This window comes from Bacillus sp. ES1-5 (genome assembly GCF_022487605.1).
Taxonomy (GTDB): domain Bacteria; phylum Bacillota; class Bacilli; order Bacillales; family Bacillaceae_G; genus Bacillus_A; species Bacillus_A wiedmannii.
The window spans coordinates 70,807-87,524 of sequence record NZ_JAKVPU010000003.1 but is presented as its reverse complement, the minus strand read 5'-3'; the positions used below and the strand labels follow the sequence as shown (position 1 = coordinate 87,524).

The 16,718-nt window shown below is 33.1% G+C and carries 18 protein-coding genes and 4 pseudogenes; 6 read left to right on the top strand and 16 right to left on the bottom strand.

Features of this window, described 5'->3' with window-relative positions; translation table 11 throughout:
* Window positions 1-198: 198 nt before the first annotated feature.
* From MKO96_RS12780 to MKO96_RS29375, 3 genes are all read right to left on the bottom strand, one after another.
* A complete protein-coding gene (locus tag MKO96_RS12780) occupies window positions 199-1,542 on the bottom strand; it encodes a patatin-like phospholipase family protein (RefSeq protein ID WP_240587631.1) in 1,344 nt (447 codons plus the stop codon).
* A gap of 174 nt (window positions 1,543-1,716) precedes the next feature.
* A complete protein-coding gene (locus tag MKO96_RS12775; protein ID WP_016089889.1) occupies window positions 1,717-2,163 on the bottom strand; it encodes a hypothetical protein in 447 nt (148 codons plus the stop codon).
* A 1,109-nt stretch (window positions 2,164-3,272) separates the two neighbouring features.
* The gene (locus MKO96_RS29375; protein ID WP_014893728.1) at window positions 3,273-3,404 is read right to left on the bottom strand and encodes a hypothetical protein; all 132 of its coding nucleotides are present in this window, start codon (window positions 3,402-3,404) and stop codon (window positions 3,273-3,275) included.
* A 99-nt stretch (window positions 3,405-3,503) separates the two neighbouring features.
* Here MKO96_RS29375 and MKO96_RS12770 point away from each other — a divergent pair.
* Window positions 3,504-3,689 (top strand): annotated as a pseudogene (locus tag MKO96_RS12770) (hypothetical protein).
* Between the two features lie 689 nt (window positions 3,690-4,378).
* Here MKO96_RS12770 and MKO96_RS12765 read toward each other — a convergent pair.
* Both MKO96_RS12765 and MKO96_RS12760 read right to left on the bottom strand, forming a co-directional pair.
* Complete coding sequence (locus tag MKO96_RS12765) at window positions 4,379-4,603, bottom strand: XpaF1 protein (RefSeq protein WP_000390474.1); 225 nt, start codon at window positions 4,601-4,603, stop codon at window positions 4,379-4,381.
* A gap of 239 nt (window positions 4,604-4,842) precedes the next feature.
* Window positions 4,843-5,160: a hypothetical protein gene (locus tag MKO96_RS12760; RefSeq protein ID WP_240587630.1), complete on the bottom strand. Its 318-nt coding sequence runs from the start codon at window positions 5,158-5,160 to the stop codon at window positions 4,843-4,845.
* 441 nt (window positions 5,161-5,601) lie between these two features.
* Here MKO96_RS12760 and MKO96_RS12755 point away from each other — a divergent pair, with 441 nt between their 5' ends.
* Both MKO96_RS12755 and MKO96_RS12750 read left to right on the top strand, forming a co-directional pair.
* On the top strand, window positions 5,602-5,799 hold the full coding sequence (locus MKO96_RS12755; protein WP_097952874.1) for a hypothetical protein: 198 nt from the start codon (window positions 5,602-5,604) through the stop codon (window positions 5,797-5,799).
* Between the two features lie 18 nt (window positions 5,800-5,817).
* Entirely contained in the window at window positions 5,818-6,039 is a 222-nt protein-coding gene (locus MKO96_RS12750) for a hypothetical protein (RefSeq protein ID WP_240587629.1), read from the top strand.
* A gap of 149 nt (window positions 6,040-6,188) precedes the next feature.
* Here MKO96_RS12750 and MKO96_RS12745 read toward each other — a convergent pair whose 3' ends face one another.
* From MKO96_RS12745 to MKO96_RS12735, 3 genes are all read right to left on the bottom strand, one after another.
* Complete coding sequence (locus MKO96_RS12745; protein WP_098266108.1) at window positions 6,189-6,503, bottom strand: hypothetical protein; 315 nt, start codon at window positions 6,501-6,503, stop codon at window positions 6,189-6,191.
* Window positions 6,504-6,833: 330 nt separating this feature from the next.
* Window positions 6,834-7,034: a hypothetical protein gene (locus MKO96_RS12740; RefSeq protein WP_080377445.1), complete on the bottom strand. Its 201-nt coding sequence runs from the start codon at window positions 7,032-7,034 to the stop codon at window positions 6,834-6,836.
* Between the two features lie 201 nt (window positions 7,035-7,235).
* Entirely contained in the window at window positions 7,236-7,460 is a 225-nt protein-coding gene (locus tag MKO96_RS12735; RefSeq protein WP_240587911.1) for a hypothetical protein, read from the bottom strand.
* 1,180 nt (window positions 7,461-8,640) lie between these two features.
* On the opposite strand from MKO96_RS12735, the pseudogene MKO96_RS12730 reads away from it, so the two are divergent.
* From MKO96_RS12730 to MKO96_RS12720, 3 genes and pseudogenes are all read left to right on the top strand, one after another.
* Window positions 8,641-8,848: pseudogene (locus MKO96_RS12730) on the top strand (hypothetical protein).
* A gap of 288 nt (window positions 8,849-9,136) precedes the next feature.
* A pseudogene (locus tag MKO96_RS12725) lies at window positions 9,137-9,744 on the top strand (DUF998 domain-containing protein).
* A 232-nt stretch (window positions 9,745-9,976) separates the two neighbouring features.
* Window positions 9,977-10,333, top strand: a complete 357-nt coding sequence (locus MKO96_RS12720) for an FtsB family cell division protein (RefSeq protein WP_240587628.1) — start codon at window positions 9,977-9,979, stop codon at window positions 10,331-10,333.
* Window positions 10,334-10,576: 243 nt separating this feature from the next.
* Here MKO96_RS12720 and MKO96_RS12715 read toward each other — a convergent pair whose 3' ends face one another.
* The 8 genes and pseudogenes from MKO96_RS12715 to MKO96_RS12680 form a co-directional block, all read right to left on the bottom strand.
* On the bottom strand, window positions 10,577-10,762 hold the full coding sequence (locus tag MKO96_RS12715; RefSeq protein ID WP_240587627.1) for a hypothetical protein: 186 nt from the start codon (window positions 10,760-10,762) through the stop codon (window positions 10,577-10,579).
* Window positions 10,763-11,429: 667 nt separating this feature from the next.
* A pseudogene (locus MKO96_RS12710) lies at window positions 11,430-11,510 on the bottom strand (N-acetylmuramoyl-L-alanine amidase); the annotation flags it as partial.
* A 475-nt stretch (window positions 11,511-11,985) separates the two neighbouring features.
* Window positions 11,986-12,225, bottom strand: a complete 240-nt coding sequence (locus tag MKO96_RS12705; protein ID WP_098198332.1) for a holin — start codon at window positions 12,223-12,225, stop codon at window positions 11,986-11,988.
* Window positions 12,225-12,461, bottom strand: a complete 237-nt coding sequence (locus MKO96_RS12700; protein ID WP_097951977.1) for a hemolysin XhlA family protein — start codon at window positions 12,459-12,461, stop codon at window positions 12,225-12,227. Before MKO96_RS12700 ends, MKO96_RS12705 begins: the two co-directional genes overlap by 1 nt.
* Before the next feature lie 75 nt (window positions 12,462-12,536).
* Entirely contained in the window at window positions 12,537-12,908 is a 372-nt protein-coding gene (locus tag MKO96_RS12695; RefSeq protein WP_097951978.1) for a hypothetical protein, read from the bottom strand.
* A gap of 504 nt (window positions 12,909-13,412) precedes the next feature.
* The gene (locus MKO96_RS12690; protein ID WP_240587910.1) at window positions 13,413-14,408 is read right to left on the bottom strand and encodes a GH25 family lysozyme; all 996 of its coding nucleotides are present in this window, start codon (window positions 14,406-14,408) and stop codon (window positions 13,413-13,415) included.
* A 66-nt stretch (window positions 14,409-14,474) separates the two neighbouring features.
* Window positions 14,475-15,296 (bottom strand): M23 family metallopeptidase, encoded by an 822-nt coding sequence (locus MKO96_RS12685; protein WP_046955425.1) that lies wholly within the window; start codon window positions 15,294-15,296, stop codon window positions 14,475-14,477.
* Between the two features lie 254 nt (window positions 15,297-15,550).
* Window positions 15,551-16,519, bottom strand: a complete 969-nt coding sequence (locus tag MKO96_RS12680; RefSeq protein WP_116349125.1) for a lysozyme family protein — start codon at window positions 16,517-16,519, stop codon at window positions 15,551-15,553.
* Between the last annotated feature and the right edge of the window lie 199 nt (window positions 16,520-16,718).

The window sequence follows — 16,718 nt, the reverse complement described above, 5'->3', positions numbered from 1 at the left end:
CTCATGCATGACAACTATGATTCTCTTTTATCAACATAATATTCAGTTTTATCTATTGTTTGATTTAGCTAATTCTCATTTTAGCTATTTTAATTTTTTTTTTTAAAATTCCCCATTTGATAATTTCAAACTACAAGCGTATGAATATTATTAGTATTTTTAAACAAAATAAAAATTACACAACACATTTTCATTATTTTAAAATTTATCTACATCATGTAACTTCTCAAAAAATCCTCCCGTAAATCTATGTTTTCCACCCCGGCTTAATATTTTTTCTAGACCATCCATATCCTCCGAAGGAAATACAGGAATAGGCACGGTATTTATATTCTCCATGTACTCAGGTAATAACGATCTTAACGCGATATCCATTCTTATTTCGCCCGCACGCATTAAAGTATTAATCTCACTATCATGAAAGCTGTCTAAATCAGTGCGAAGACCAGCTAACAGACTTTCAACATCCTTAGAACGATTTGGTAATTTATAATCAGGTAAAGAAGTTTTATCATTATAAAAAGGATTATTATTTTTTTCGAATAAAGATTGAATAGGTTTACTAAGAATAAGTTGCAATCCTGGGTATATTTGGGGATCTAAGGTTTTTAATAGTCTTCTCCTTAAAACTACAATTTGACTATTAGATGTATCTAAAATCCGTTTCGTTAATTCAAAATGTGAAGGTACTTCATCTTCTTTCCAAAATTTTTCAGATGCAGAAGCGTCTAAAACAAGATAATTTTCATCAATACTTGCGTCTGGATTGGGAATAAATTTCATAGGCTCTTTTCTATGTTTTGTATTTGAAGGAGAACTACTGTTTTTGTTCTCACCATCTGATATTAATATCGGCTCAGTCCCGATATTATCAAATACCCCTCCATCAGAAAACCAAAGTGTGTCAAATTTCAACAAAGGATTCCCCTGCATCCTATTTTCTGGATCACTAAAATTTCTTCCCTCTAATGATAGTGATATAGGTGCAAATAAAACTGGAAAAGCAGCTGAGGTCGCAACAGCATAAGAAACTGTAATATCATCAAAATCATTTGATTTTCCAATAAGTGTTCCATATATTTCTTGATTGGAAAAATAAAACATCCTCATCGTATCTAAACAAGTTGTATTACAGTACCATTTTATAGGGGAATTTTCTAATTCCTTCATTCTTACCCCTTCACATAAATATTTATCTAACATTGTCGGAAAGGCTTTGCTGCATTTTTCACGAATAGACTTGAAAGACAATGCTTGTTTTGTAAACGAATTTGTGAGTAACTTTGTACGAAGGTCTATTTGTCCTAATTTTACCAATGGATTCACTACGCGTTCTTCAAAATCATTTACATTACGGAATGATCCACCTTTATGCAATGCAAGCATAATAGCGGCGGCAGTAATGCTGCCACCTGAAACAGAACTAATGCTATTTACACAATGATCTAGCTTGCATTCAACTAAACGTTTATATCCCCCTAATGCATAAAAAGTCGCTCTAAACCCACCTCCAGAAAACGCTAATTTCAACTCCTTCTTCATCTATGATTCCTCCTTAACTCTTCCACCCATAAAGTTCGAGTAAAGTTATGCAAAACGTTTAAATATAAAATACTTATTAGTAATAAAGTAATTCATGGAATGTATCACTTACATGTGATACATTCCATTCAACAAATTGGAAATTAGTTTTGTTTTTTTCTGATATTTAAATCTCTATCTGTACTCTTTCCCATGATACTTAATAAATCCTACAGGGCGATGAGTAAAGTGTATTACCGCATACCCTGGATTACCTTCGCTTGGAGTCGCAGTAGTTTTATCTAAATACTCACCTTGTAATTCAATTTCTTCTCCCTCTTCTAAATCTGGGATACGATTTGGTATTCCTAAATTATCCCCATAACGAATTGCACAAAAGACTATCGTATCGATGGTTAATGATTCTGGTAACCCATGAGCATCAATAAGTTCTACTTGATCAACTATAATATGTTGATGAGTACCCCCTTGAGGGTTTGTATCATCTTCTTCCACTTGTTTTATAATTCCTTTAACATGAACAATCGGACCGTGATGTGATAATGGATGACGATGATGCTCCATAGGATGGTCAGCTAAAGTGTGACCATAATGAGGATGTCTTTTTAAATTTTCAATCATAATTCTACCTCCAAATTTTATTATAGATACTGCCCTTTCTTGAACAATTTTTTGTATGTTATATCAAGATTATTCATTTTTTATTTATATTAGTATAAATAGAAATTCAAAGAATACCTTTTAAAATAACGTTTTTATTCAATTTTATAGAATAGTGAAACAACTATTGCCATAAATATTACAGTTAATTAAGTATGTAATAATTATCTTGTGACATTTTCTAAAGGGCACTTATACCAGGTGCTCTCTTTCTCTTGTTATGAAATAAAGACTTCACATACATTAAAAATGTACATACAATAATCATGATTATCTCATTATTAATTATGAAGTATCATCTTCGATAAACTCCTTACTCATAGAGCTCCTTCCTCCCATCGACTGCACTCTCTCAAAATGGGGCTCTTTCCTCCGTATCTTCTAGGAACAAGCAGGTAACTTAATTATTTGCACTTTTATCTTAAAATCTCTTGTTCATACTATTTAGAGAAGACATCTCATACCATTGAGATCAAACTCCAGCACATGTTAATTGGACAGCCATCCCCATACAAGGAACGTTTTTTTATCTTCCCTCTCTCTTTTTGTATTCAAATAACAATTATATATTTATATATTTTTATACATTGATATTAAAAAATTATTCGTTTAGGGACTACTTTAAAATCTTAAGTTGATGGGCATGTGGCGGACCCCTACTAATATTCTTGCTTTTAAATTATTTTCAGTATATTATATTCATATGGTAATATAGAAATTAGGTTATACAGAAAGGGATCAAATCTATTAGTAAGATTTAAATCCTTTTCAAAGATAAAAAGATTTTATCAAAACGTAATATAACTTATGCTTGTCTTTTTAAAATGTATCTAGTATAAACACATTTTTTATCAATACAATTGTGTTTTCAATATAAATGGAAACTTTTAAATAGAAGTTTATTTACTTTCAATGATAGGAGTTAGCCATTCTAAAACATAGAGAAATAAGGCACCATACATAGTATCTGACAAACTTGAGAGGTTTTGTATGTAGTTTGCTCATCACAGATAAAAACAAAAGAGCCTTACCTATCTAGGCAAGACTCTACTAGTTTAATTATATAATATTTACATAACAACTAAGAAACTAAAAACATATAACACCAAGTAGCAGAAACCTAATATTCCTCCTACAGCTAATACCTGTTTAGCCCAAATTTTAATTTTCAGATTACTGTAAATTACTTGTACTCTTTCCATATTTCCTCCTATTAGGGAAAACCCTTAAAGACTCACACCTCGCTATGATACCATTAAAGAATGACTAATAGAGCCTAATTTTTGTCTAAACGTATAAATATGCAATATTGCATAAAAAAATGTATTGTTATAAATGTAAGCGCTTACTATAATAGAGTTATAAAGATTCACACATCTTAATACGAAAACAGAGGAGAGAATACTATGGAAATCGCAATGGCAGTATTAAAATTTATAGGTGGAGCAATCCCATTAATTCAAGAACTTCTAAAAGCATTTATGTAATTTAATTATTTGCAATTCTTTATAAATATTATCATACAAATGATCTGTATATCAAAAATGAATTGATTTGCAGATCATTTGCATGAGTAAGGTCCCTATAACATGATTGAGGGACTTTTTTAATTTTTTAAATACTTAAGGTTACGTCACATCAAAATCAAGTTAGCAAAACAAAATGAAAAATACGCCACCCATTCCTATGATTCTCCAAAAAGAATAGCGTATTTTTCATTTTGGAGCATTATAAAACTTTAACTTGATAGTGATTGAGTAACAGTTGTGATTTAGACATAAGATAAGATTATATAAAGATTATCCACCGATATGTGGAGGATGAAGAATACACTTGCTATATTGAAACGATTGAATTAAAGAACTTGATATTAGTATGGTTAACAGAATGTGAAAATTACTTAAAAAATCGTGATCTTAGCTAAACAAGACCAAGCCCCCCTCCTCTCCAGGTCGGTCTTGTTTACGCTCACATACAAATTATTATTTGTATTGTTTCATAGGTTCCCTTTTAAATTATATACGTCTACTTTACCATCGATAACCACTGACTAATGTCTCCTATTCAATCGTACAGATTACCTATGCCATATTCTAAATGACCCCTCTTTGCTAAAATGATAAAAATAAATAGAGATACTTGTCCCTCTCTCAATAAATACTTTTATTTTAAAATTTTAAATCAGCCCTTTTAATATTAAACCCAAAACCGACATAGTGATTGCGCTAATAATAATTCGTAGAATCCAAGTTGTATTCATGCTAATCTTTTCTAATTGCTTATTAATTGTAGCGATGTCTTTCTCATTAATTGTTGTGCGAGTTTCTAAATTACGAATATCTCGCATAATTTCTTTTTGTTCTGCTTTTAAACTGTCAATTTTTCCATAAACATCTTCCAATACGTTCACATCCTTTTATAATCATAATAAAGCAATCTTTACATGATATGAGACAACCTTATTCATGGTGAATTCATTGCAGGAAATTCCATACAAAATCCGTATTTTGTTAATAATAAAATACAAAGGAATTCATTTATTTTCCCCTTTGAATAACTTTTTTACAAAGAAAAAAGACCTTGTAAATTACAACGCCTTTTTTCTTATATATAAATTTCAAACTTTCATTTTAGTATTAGTTAAATCCCTCCACCAGGCTCTGTATTATTAGCTGGTGCTCCTGTATTTCCATGTGCGTAACTCGGAGACCATGTATCTCCCTTATTGTAAAAAGGCGCCCCTCCTGTATGTCCATGTGCATAACTCGGAGACCAGCCCTCTCCATGAGTATAAGTTGGTGCTCCCCCATGATTTTCATGTGCATATGCAGGCGCTCCTCCTCCATCCCCTTCCGAAGCAGCTTGAACAACCCCTCCACCATTTCCATGAGTAAAACCAAAAATTCCAAATCCTAAAACAGATAAACCTACGACTGCTGTACCAATTCTCCTTTTCATAATCGCTCTCCTCTATGTGTATTTCATGTTAATTGAAATGAACATATTATGGATATCAGTCATGATGAAAATTCGACTCATTTCATTACCATATATTTATACTTCTATGTATTTTTTTGTAAAACCTTCTTGAAATCTGAAGAAAATGGTTATTTTTTGTAAAAAATAAAATGCAGTAACAAATTATTCACTTCACAATTTAGGCTTCTTTGCCTAGCCATATTCACCACCTCGCGGTAATCCCTAATTTAATATTGAAATTCTCTAAATCTCGATGTATTATATTTTTGTATTTTCTCAGTTTCCAAGCCGAGAATACATCATCACTTCTGAAAGGACCCGAACTCCATCGGGTTCTTTTTCATTCCTCTTCTTGTAAATCTATTTATCTAAATGTAAAATTATAAATAAGCTCTAATATTTTGAATCGAGGTGAAAATCATGAGGAGTTTTAGCTCATTAATAATCTCTACTATCTGTTCAGTACTTCTTATAATTTGGAATGCCTATTCCTTCTATAACGGATTGACAACCGGACGCACATATTACTGGATTAATGGCATCGCAGCTGTTATCTTCCTTTTATTCTTTATCCTCAACATACGCGATTTTAAAAAGAAAAAGTACAGAACCTCATAACAACAGGAGTTGATACATATGTGGGAAAAAATTAATAATTATAAGTTTCATCTAAAAGATTTGAAATTTATGGCTTGGCTATTTCCAATTGTCGGGTTGTTATACGCTTATGAATTCTTCTCTGGACTAATGTACTACCAGGAATTTCGTTGGCTCAAGTTAATATGCATGGCGATAATGATTATAGGATTTATGGATATTAGAAAAAAGCTTAAAAACAAAGATTATAGAGCGTCTTGAATCACCAAACACTCTTGAACTCATTTTCGAATTATTGTATTATATTTTCGGGTCTTGCTTCATAAATCATTATCAAGAGAACCTGCAAATCTGTAGGTTCTTTTTTTTAAAATAAAAAGCAGGTGTTAGGCTACTTAAAGTTCATCTTATTACCAAATAAAATGATATATATATTCTCCCACTACACTTTCATCAACTCCTGCAACCCTAGCAAATCTCATCACGTCAGCCCCCTGAAGGAAATACATTGTTAGCATAACTGGCACCCGTGACCACATAAACCGATACAGCTCATCCATCCTTTGCTTAGTCGTAACAATTAAATCGTTCGCAGGTCCATTAATCCATGCAGTTGTCCTAACTGAAGTAAACGGAAGATCTTTCCCATTAACCACTATTCTCGCCATAATATGTGTTATATCCACATCGATCCCCTCATTCCAATAATCAAATCTGTTTCCCATATTTACATAAGTATTCTTAGCTATAAGAAATGTTTAAAGTGAATTTTTTATAAAATAACAAAGCAGCTGATTCGCTACTTTAAAGTAAATGATTTAACCTTGAATCCCCTGTATTTTCCTTGCCAGTTAAAGAGTACATTAATAGCAGAATTATTATTATTAATCGTACAAGCTTACCTGGGGTAATAGTCTCAGGTATTTTTTTGTTCGTTGTATTCGTTTGTTTTGTTAAACGTTAAATCCGATTGAAACTGCCCCTTTCAAATTATTAAATATGAAAAAACACAATAAAAAAGAGTGCTATAAAGATATGCACTCTTTTAAAAGACTTTACCAATCTCGACGATCATCATGATCACGGTCACGATCATGATTACGTCTGCGACGACACTCATCACAATCGCAGTCACGTCTACAATGACAGTCGTTAAAATCGTTTCTTCTGCGTCTACGACCGCATCCGCAAAATACTAAATCATCCCAAAATCTGTTACAATCTCGGGAATGTCCAAAATTATTATTCCATCCCATAGATATGATTCCCTCCTCTAAAAATAGAATTCATCATATTCTATGAATAAATGGTGAAAACAGCTTGTATACTAATCTATGTTTTTTTGCTTTAGACTAATAATATTTCAATTTGCAAGTCTATCTCACCGCGTATCTTGCCTTAACAACAAACAAGACGCTACCCAGATCACGGCAGCGCCTACAATAATTGATATTGGTTTAATCATTAACAAGTATATCTGGCCCTTTCTTCAATATATACGTGAAACCCGAAATGAATACGATACTAAATATAATAATAGAAGACCACATATTAAAATGATATTCTTTACCTGCAACTAAATTATATATGTTATGGACCAAGAAATTAGCACCTATGATAATCCCACCTAAAAATGCACTAATTAATATGCTCATTAAATAAAATTTAAGCTTCTGAAATATTTTTTCTCTACCCCTTTTCTAAAATAAACTTTATTTGAGTTTCTTTAGAAAATTATACCATTTAGTTTTCAAGTATTATTAAATCCATAGTTAAATTAAGGTTATTTTAAGGATAGTTTTCTATTTAAATGTCCATTTTGTTCAAAACTATGTTTAATGTGTAATTTCTATACTGTAGACACATGGGTATCTTTCTCCGATTTCCTTATAAGAGCAGTTAGTTTTTTCTAGCTGCTCTTGTTATGTTTCACACGAATAAAATTCTAAATTTCACCGATACTATATAGGACTTTAAAAAGTCAGCTTTAAATTCTTCCCACTCTAGCTCTCTTGGTCGAGGGTTGAGCAGTTAGCTTTTGCTAGCTGCTCCTTTATTTAATTACTGCTCCTATTACTTAAAGAAATTCTCCAAATATATTTTCCAAATAAATACACACTATTTATTCCTCTTCGAATAAAATCAATAACTTGGCAGATAATATCTATGCATCTAGATCATTACCTCTGTACCGAGCAGTTAGACTGGGCTAACTGCTCTTTTATTGAATAAATTTCTAAAACATGTTAACAATATAGGTACACCAAGGTTGAATACGAATAACCATTGTGTTCTTCTTATTCACCAGAGCAGTTAGCTTTTGCTAGCTGCCTTTTTTGAATTTGCTCGAGTAAAATTCTAAATTATGTCCAATACTATAAATGGGCTGATACAGCTTGAATTCACATTGACTTCTGTAATGTTCTTTTCCCCCCTTGTCTGAGGGCCGAGCAGTTAACAATTGTTAACTGCTCTTTGTTTGTAAAAAGCACTCAATTAACTGAACACGCATATAATATTCTGCGTTCTTTTCTTTATAAAATAGTCGTTACAAAATGAATCTCGTCACGAGAGCACTTTATTAAGTGCTCTTTTTTGGTTTTAAACTAATAAAAAATGAAAGTTTTACCACATAACTAATTGTTAAATATTTTACGCTTATACATTATAATGAAATAGTTATTGTATATTGGCATTAAGAGGAGCGTCCTGATTAAGCGCTTCTCTTTTTTTATACAGTAGCGCTTTGGTTAACATTCACTTATCGCCCGTCAAATATCTACAGATTTGAATCTTTATAGAAAAAACCTTCACTTTCAATTTAATTATATTAATATATTAAGTTGAAAGTGTGATTAATTAATGAAACAACTTCACTTTAGTGCTTTAGAACAACCACTATTTTTGTTAGCACCTCAATTAATTGCATTTGTATTAATCATTTGTATCTTATACGGTATCTTATACAACACTACATTAAAATTAAATATACCTTAAATGGACTGCCCATTCGGTAGCTACGGTATTTTCCCTCGGTAGTGCCTATCAAGCTTTTATGAATTTCATTTAAAAACCTTTTTCTTTATTTCTCTCTGTTGTTGAGAAACCCATCCTTTACCATGCAAGAACGTAGCAGGCAACTTAATTGGTTGCCTAACGTTTTTGCCGTTATTTATTTTCAAATAACGATTTTGTTAAGTTTTGCTCCATCCATTTTTTATACGTCTTTCCGCTAAGCATATTTGTCCAGAAAATCCTATATTATTGAACAGTATTATCGACTCTTGATTTACAATTTTTTACTTCCGATAATGTATCCATCTATAATGGAACTATACTTTTTCAAGGGAGGAATCTAATGTATATATCAAATGAAATTGGCTTATTTAGCTGGATTTTAACTTGCCTATACTTTTTAATTGAACCTTTCTTTATTTTCATTTCTACAGCACCTTATAACTATTTGCATCATGCAATGAGTGACCTAGGTGTAACAACCTGTGGAGAATTCACCTACGAAATAGCGCCTTATGAAATATGCTCCCCTAATCATTTTGGATGAATTTACTCTTTATCCTTAATGGAATAACATTTTGTATTGGAGTACTATATATTTCACAACATCTAGAAAAAACAAAAATTAATAAAATAGCAACATTTTTTATACTTATAATAGGAGTCTCTACTATAGTTTCAGGATTAATTCCTGCAGATATAAACCTAATTGGACATTCTATTCTAGTTTGGATAGGTATGCTTACTGTATTTCCAGGATTATTAATTTTTGCTAAGAATCTTAAAAAAGCTAGTAAATGGACATATTTCTGTTTACTAAGCTTAATAGTAATAACAATCCTTATCTCACTTGTTTTTCTTTTCCCCTTACCTGCAGGTCTACTACAAAGACTTTTTTACTTGGTTCTTTTTGTTTGGGGAGCTGTATCAACCTACAAATTAATAAAATAAAGTTTTTATACAAAAATGCACACTTATCAGGAACATACGTAAAAAAATCACAATCAACTCAGAGGTAGTCATTGAGCACCTTTTATGGTGCTTTTTATTTGCAACTAAATAAGGATTTTATTTAAATTTCATAAAACTTCTCTTTACACAAATAAGTTCAAAATTATCTATTTAGCATATATAATACTTTTAAGCAATTTAAATTCTTTACATAGGTAATGGAGGCATTAATATGGGGAGTATCCCAAATTCACCACAACAATCAATCTCAAAAATACAAATTAATCCTAACAAGAATCCACAAACGAATAAAAAGCTAAGACGTCGTCTTTTATTAGCACTTGCTTTTATGCTACCTATGGTTATTTCCATTCAATTCTCCATTTATAAGCAAGAACAAATGATTCAAGAAAAACAAATTACACTAAATAAAGAAAAGAAAAGATTGTCTGAATTAGAAATCATAGGACGTTATTATGAAAACGATATTAAAACTTTAACAGAAAGCGAAGAAGGTATTTTAAAGTTTGCAAGGAAATTGTATGGATTCTCTAGACCTGATGAAACTATATTTCAAATAACTGAATAGCTTTTTATCATTTTAGCCAAGAAGACTCCTTTCTCAAGTAGCGTGAAGGATCACAACCCAGTGAGTATGTGGGAGATGAATTGGCTAAAATGATAAACTAATTTTTCTTCCGTTTTTATTCTCCTATTCTTCGTGGTTATGCTTTTCTTTTTCCATTTTCTTTAACCTGTGTATTCTAAGTTCATTGGCAGTAAAACCTTCTTCCTGTAACTCTGTTACTACTTCAAAGTTCTCATCGAAATACTAATTATTTTTTTGACCAAAGAAGTGCATTTCCTCAACATCACTTAAAGTGAAACACTCATTTTTTCGTTCATCTAAACACATATCGTATTCTTTCCCTTTGATAAAGTAATGATCTGGAGCTCCATCTGCTCTTCGTCTGCTAATAATGACATCTTCTTTACACTTAACTAGTAAAAATTTCATTTCTGACTTCCTTTTCCAAACCTTCTAACTTGTACACTTTCATTTCTCCACTAAGCTTTGTTAGTTCTTCATCGGATAACTTTTCACATTCCAAAGTTACTTGAGGAGAACCGTAACTATACGTTTGTTATCCAGTTGCGAAAGCGCCTTGAGTACTAATTTATACTCCTGTATGGATCACCTGCACGCCTTCTTCCGTTGTTTCTAACTGTCATTTGTTTTCCTGACTTTCTAACAAAATAGCGTTTTTGTTCAAAATGATGACCATAACCATTTGGACACATTTACCAGTACTTTTACCAAAAAATTCATGATATGGTTAATTAGTCGAGTACGTCATTGCTTGACATTTGCCCTTAGAAGCCCCGTAGATAAACGGGGTTTTTTTATTCAAATAACAATTTTGTTAAGTTATATCTCTATTACTTGGAACATCTCAGATATATTTGCATTCCACATGCTAACGTAATCTGCATGGGCTTTACTTTGATTCTGGATTATAGTTTCAATTGTATTTTAGGCATTTCTTGTTTTCACATTTTGATTGTTCATCCACTAGAATTTTAAGCTGCATAAAAAATAAAGAAGACTTTCCAGATAGCATGGCAGATGAAGCATAATTAAACAAACATAAAAAGAGCCCTTCACTAAAAGAAACGGCTCTTTTTCACTTCACATACACATAGGCTTCATTTGCTGTTACATAGTATGTTTTTCCTTTGCTATTGTGTACTTTATCGTTTTCCGACAAAAGACTCCTTCCTCAAAAATGTGAAGGTGTAAAACACCAATTTTAGGTGGGAGATGAATGTCGGTTGGCATAAGCCAACATGTTTGCTACCATATACTTGTACAGATTGCTCTTTGAAAACTGAAGATATGAGGTTGGTTGCAGAAAAACGTTGCAACCGTAAAATCTTCAACGTTCTTTCGCCCCACGTTTGCTGAAGTTGCGAAAACCAAGCTAAAGTAGGAAGCGTGGTGAGTCAACGTACAAGATGCTTATGTTTTCACCGTAGGGACTACGGGCGGCGCCTGCTAAGATAACTGTTGGATACATCGGTGTTCGCAGGAATCTCCCACTTCAAACAGTCCGTAAGGACGTTAAGTGGTGAGTAGTTCAAATTGTGACAATCCATTGACAGTTACTTTCGCATCAATCATAAATCCTGCATCTACAAAACCAGCAACAACTATGGATAAAATATGTTTCTATTTCTTTTTCATTTCCTATTGTCATCTTTTTTCATAATTTTCGTATGGTCAAACAATCCACTTGCTGACAATCCGATAATCATTCCTTGAAATATATTCATTTTGATATCTTGTGACAAAAATAAAACACCTAGCATAATGCCAAGCGTCAAATTAAATATCGGGATATATTTCGTTTGCAATCCATTTATTTTTGCAATTTGTGATAACCCTATAACAACCCCAATCATTGCCGTAATTTCAATCATTACATACCGCCACCTTTCAAGAGAAAGGTCAAAGCTGCTCCAATTAGACCACCAATAATAAGGCGTAAGATCCATGTTGTATTAGCGCTAATCTTATCTAATTGCTTATTGATATTAATAATGTCTTTTTCATTACCTGTTGTCCGCATTTCTAAACTTCTAAGCTCTAATCGTATGTCCTTAATATCTTTCCTTATTTCCTGAACATCGCCTTTCACCTCTTGTATACCATCCATATTGCACCTCTTTCCACTTCTTATTTGATTTAAAATAAAAAATCCTACATTACATACGCTTGGCTTTTCGTTTCATTATTTAGTTCCTTCTTTTTTATCTGTCTCTTCTATATGTCCCTCGATAGAATCCCCAACATTAACTTGTGCAGGAACTTCTACTGCTGGATCACCTGCTTTAACAATGGAAACCGTAATTGGACTACCTCTAAATAGCTCCACATTAACATTAAAATTGCTAGCGGTAATAATCCCAGCATTCACTAAATTATCTACAACATCATCAATTTCCATAAACTTATTATCATTACCTGGTATCATATCCTCATTCGGAGCTGGATTTTGAATGAATTGCATAACTAACTTCTCTAAGATTGGAATGATTTGATTAATAATTTGGCTCTGTAATTGATTGTCCTCTGGATGTTTATTTTGGATAGGATTTGTCATCTTGTTCTCTCCCTCTAAAAACAAAAATAGAGCAGCTGATAGCTGCTCCGTTTAAGTTTTCTTTTCAGTTGTTATTTTTGTTAATTCTTATTTTTTATGGATGCAATATCTATATTAACTAAATCAATAATTTCTTTACTGATTCTACATCCGGAATACGAAGCTCCTAACCTGTATCACTCCATAGTTTTTATACGCCCGGTCTATAATTATTAATTTTCCACTTAAACCATACACCTTTGGCAAAGCCAGGTATAAATTCCTACTCTAAAATCTACAATGATTTTCTCTTTGTTCACTTAAATACGTGCTTTCTAATATCTTTATAAAGAATAGTCTCAGCATCTATGCGGTCTTTAAACAAACTGATTTCTGATCTAATCCTTTCATTCTTGAATCGAGGCATGAAAACAACGTAGTTCAAGACAATAGTACCATTTTTTATTCCTGGTCATAGCCAGATTCCAAAACAAATAGCCACTCATATGAGTGAACCTTAACCTTTTATCGAATATCTACAATGTCAAAGTGTTTCTCTGGTGTCCAACGACTCCCACCAATATCAATCCAGCCTTCTTTACGGAAGAATACTGTAAGCGGTTCTTTTGAGTTAATACTGCCTTTGTATGCTCCGTTAATTCCATCACAATAGCTTACTTCATATCCTTCTGGAAATTTTGATATTGCTTTGAAGGGTCTCCAATAATAATGCTCTGCTTTTACCCAACGGCCTCTACCTAAATCTAACCAAACATCATTATCTTCTCCCCAGTACGCATCCCAGTATAATACTTCTGCTGCTGTTGTAAAGTCCGCAATATATTTACCATGTGGTCCATCATAGTAATTAATGCCGTATCCTTCCCAGTATATTGATTTTGCCATCCCAATCCCCTCTGGTTGCGGTGTACCAACAGCGCCACCCTTGCCTGTAAACCATTCAAGAGATTTTTCACCGTTTAAATAATTTAAATCTACATTACCAGTTACGCCCGCAAGACTACCTGTTTCTGTATACTGCCATAAATCACAACTATACGCTGGTTTATTTCCATAACGTGGAATCCAAAGGAAATCCGCATTCACAGTATTTAGTCCATAGCTTGTATACATGTGGTGTGATACATATAGACCCACTTTCCAGCCTGCTGCACGGCATGTATCAATAAATGCCTGCGAAGCTTTTGCTAAGTTAGCCGCTCCACAACTTGCTAATGTATCATCTTCTACATCTAATACTAAAAACTTTGCTTCTTTATCAGCGCGCGCCATAAAATCATTTGCTTCTACAATAGCATCCTGAACACTTACATAACATCCATAAGCATAGTGCCCAAATGGGACACCATAGTCTTTACAGCCTTGCACATACTCTTTATAACGTTTATCAATTGTCCTAGATCCATATTGTACACGTATAATAGCAAGGTCTAGCTCCTTACTAGCTGCAGCCCAATTTATTGAATTATTGTGATGAGATAAATCTGCAATTTTCTTCATTTCCATTCGCCCTCTTTCTCCTATAAAAATTTAAGAATAAAAAAACAACTCTTAACAGAGTTGTTTTTATCGAATATCTACAATGTCAAAGTGTTTCTCTGGTGTCCAACGATTCCCACCAATATCAATCCAGCCTTCTTTACGGAAGAATACTGTAAGCGGTTCTTTTGAATTAATACTGCCTTTGTATGCTCCGTCAATTCCATCACAATAGCTTACTTCATATCCTTCTGGAAATTTTGATATAGCTTTAAAAGGTCTCCAATAATAATGCTCTGCTTTTACCCAACGGCTTCTACCTAAATCTAACCAAACATCATTATCTTCTCCCCAGTACGCATCCCAGTATAATACTTCTGCTGCTGTCGTAAAGTCCGCAATATACTTACCGTGTGGTCCATCGTAGTAATTAATGCCGTATCCTTCCCAGTATATTGATCTTGCCATCCCAATCCCCTCTGGTTGCGGTGTACCAACAACGCCACCTTTTCCCAAGTAGTCTAACGGATTCACAGCATTACTCTTATTCATATTCCAGCTGCCTTTATGCATTTCAAAATGTAAATGCTGACCATAGGCTTCTCCTGTTTCTCCCATAACCCCGATTGTTTGTCCTTGTGTAACATAATCACCTTGTTTAACTGTACGGGAGCCACTTCGCATATGAGCATATACGGTTTCCCATGTAACTCCATTAATATTATGGACAATCATAATACACTCGCCGTAACTAGTTGAAAAATACGAACGACTAACTTGCCCACCAGCTGCTGCATAAATTGGATGATAACCTGCTTGTGCAAGGTCTATCCCATGATGATCAGGTCTGTCACCCCTAAAACCACTTGTTACTCTCGTTGTATCTGTTGGATAAATAAATGTTGCCATATAAATCTTCCTTTCTATTTCTATATTGTCTATATTTATTATTTTTAAATATATTGTAGGTTTTCCAACCTCAAAATGAACAAGACCGAACATTTCCCTATTGTTATCTACTATTAAAATATCCATCTTGTAACCATAAGTTAAATGTCACTGAAATTAGCAAAAAATATTGAAAGCTATTATTCTATATAACTAACTCTTCTTGCCTAAAGCACCGTTTAAAGATAAAAAACAACTCTTTACAGAGTTGTTTTTTATCGAATATCTACAATGTCAAAGTGTTTCTCTGGTGTCCAACGATTCCCACCAATATCAATCCAGCCTTCTTTACGGAAGAATACTGTAAGCGGTTCTTTTGAATTAATACTGCCTTTGTATGCTCCGTCAATTCCATCACAATAGCTTACTTCATATCCTTCTGGAAATTTTGATATTGCTTTGAAGGGTCTCCAATAATAATGCTCTGCTTTTACCCAACGGCTTCTACCTAGGTCTAACCAAACATCATTATCCTCTCCCCAGTACGCATCCCAGTATAATACCTCTGCTGCTGTCGTAAAGTCCGCAATATAGTTACCGTGTGGTCCATCGTAATAGTTAATACCATATCCTTCCCAATATATTGATTTTGCGAACCCAATTCCTTCTGGTTGCGGAACACCGCCTGCAGTAAAATCTACATATTGTTTTACAATTTCAGCGTAGAAAAAATTCCCGCCATTTTTATATCGATAACCGCCATTGTAGGCCACAGCAATCGGGTTGCTATATCGAACCATGGCACCTGTTGTATTTCCAAGTGATGGCGCAACAACCGTTTTAGAGTACAGATCCGCTACCGGTAATGAATGTTGTTTATTGTTAGAAGCTAACCAGCGAAGGTAAGCTCGTCCAAAATTATATGATTGAACAATGGCACTTAAATCTGTAATACCATTTTTTTTCGCATCATCAAAAGCTCCTTTTAAATGCTTTACTCCATAATAAATTGAATCTTTAGGATTTTTAATTGTATTCATTGGCCAGCCTTGTGATTCACTTGACTGCATAATATCAGGTGTTTTTTCAGAATTCCCGTCACTTTCCACCATAATGATTCCAAGTACGTAAGGAACCAACTCGGAAACACCTTGTGCAGAACATTCACTTTCTACCATCGATTGCCAACGTAACACTTGTTGTGGCAGATTCTTTGTTTTAGCTGAAGCAGCTAATATACTCATTATTAAACATCTCCTTATTTCCCTATTATTTTTGTCTAAAATACCACTACTTTACGAAATACGACTATAAGTCAAATGCCCATTAATCTATAAAATTACTTCATGTTGCTCACCTTCTTTCATAACAAAAAGAGCAACCATAAAAATAGTTGCTCTTTCGTCGAAATCTTATATTACTACTATAAATCACTTTTTCAAG

Excerpts from the sequence above, each read along its gene's own strand:
- MKO96_RS12780 (WP_240587631.1), bottom strand. The coding sequence starts at position 1,542 with ATGAAGAAGGAGTTGAAATTAGCGTTTTCTGGAGGTGGGTTTAGAGCG.
- MKO96_RS12750 (WP_240587629.1), top strand. The coding sequence starts at position 5,818 with ATGTGGGAAAAAATTAATAATTATAAGTTTCATCTAAAAGATTTGAAA.
- MKO96_RS12775 (WP_016089889.1), bottom strand. The coding sequence starts at position 2,163 with ATGATTGAAAATTTAAAAAGACATCCTCATTATGGTCACACTTTAGCT.
- MKO96_RS12740 (WP_080377445.1), bottom strand. The coding sequence starts at position 7,034 with ATGGGATGGAATAATAATTTTGGACATTCCCGAGATTGTAACAGATTT.
- MKO96_RS12745 (WP_098266108.1), bottom strand. The coding sequence starts at position 6,503 with ATGGGAAACAGATTTGATTATTGGAATGAGGGGATCGATGTGGATATA.
- MKO96_RS12695 (WP_097951978.1), bottom strand. The coding sequence starts at position 12,908 with ATGACAAATCCTATCCAAAATAAACATCCAGAGGACAATCAATTACAG.
- MKO96_RS12685 (WP_046955425.1), bottom strand. The coding sequence starts at position 15,296 with ATGGCAACATTTATTTATCCAACAGATACAACGAGAGTAACAAGTGGT.
- MKO96_RS12690 (WP_240587910.1), bottom strand. The coding sequence starts at position 14,408 with ATGAAGAAAATTGCAGATTTATCTCATCACAATAATTCAATAAATTGG.
- MKO96_RS12720 (WP_240587628.1), top strand. The coding sequence starts at position 9,977 with ATGGGGAGTATCCCAAATTCACCACAACAATCAATCTCAAAAATACAA.
- MKO96_RS12700 (WP_097951977.1), bottom strand. The coding sequence starts at position 12,461 with ATGGATGGTATACAAGAGGTGAAAGGCGATGTTCAGGAAATAAGGAAA.
- MKO96_RS12680 (WP_116349125.1), bottom strand. The coding sequence starts at position 16,519 with ATGAGTATATTAGCTGCTTCAGCTAAAACAAAGAATCTGCCACAACAA.
- MKO96_RS12760 (WP_240587630.1), bottom strand. The coding sequence starts at position 5,160 with ATGAAAAGGAGAATTGGTACAGCAGTCGTAGGTTTATCTGTTTTAGGA.
- MKO96_RS12755 (WP_097952874.1), top strand. The coding sequence starts at position 5,602 with ATGAGGAGTTTTAGCTCATTAATAATCTCTACTATCTGTTCAGTACTT.
- MKO96_RS12705 (WP_098198332.1), bottom strand. The coding sequence starts at position 12,225 with ATGATTGAAATTACGGCAATGATTGGGGTTGTTATAGGGTTATCACAA.
- MKO96_RS12715 (WP_240587627.1), bottom strand. The coding sequence starts at position 10,762 with ATGAAATTTTTACTAGTTAAGTGTAAAGAAGATGTCATTATTAGCAGA.
- MKO96_RS29375 (WP_014893728.1), bottom strand. The coding sequence starts at position 3,404 with ATGGAAAGAGTACAAGTAATTTACAGTAATCTGAAAATTAAAATTTGG.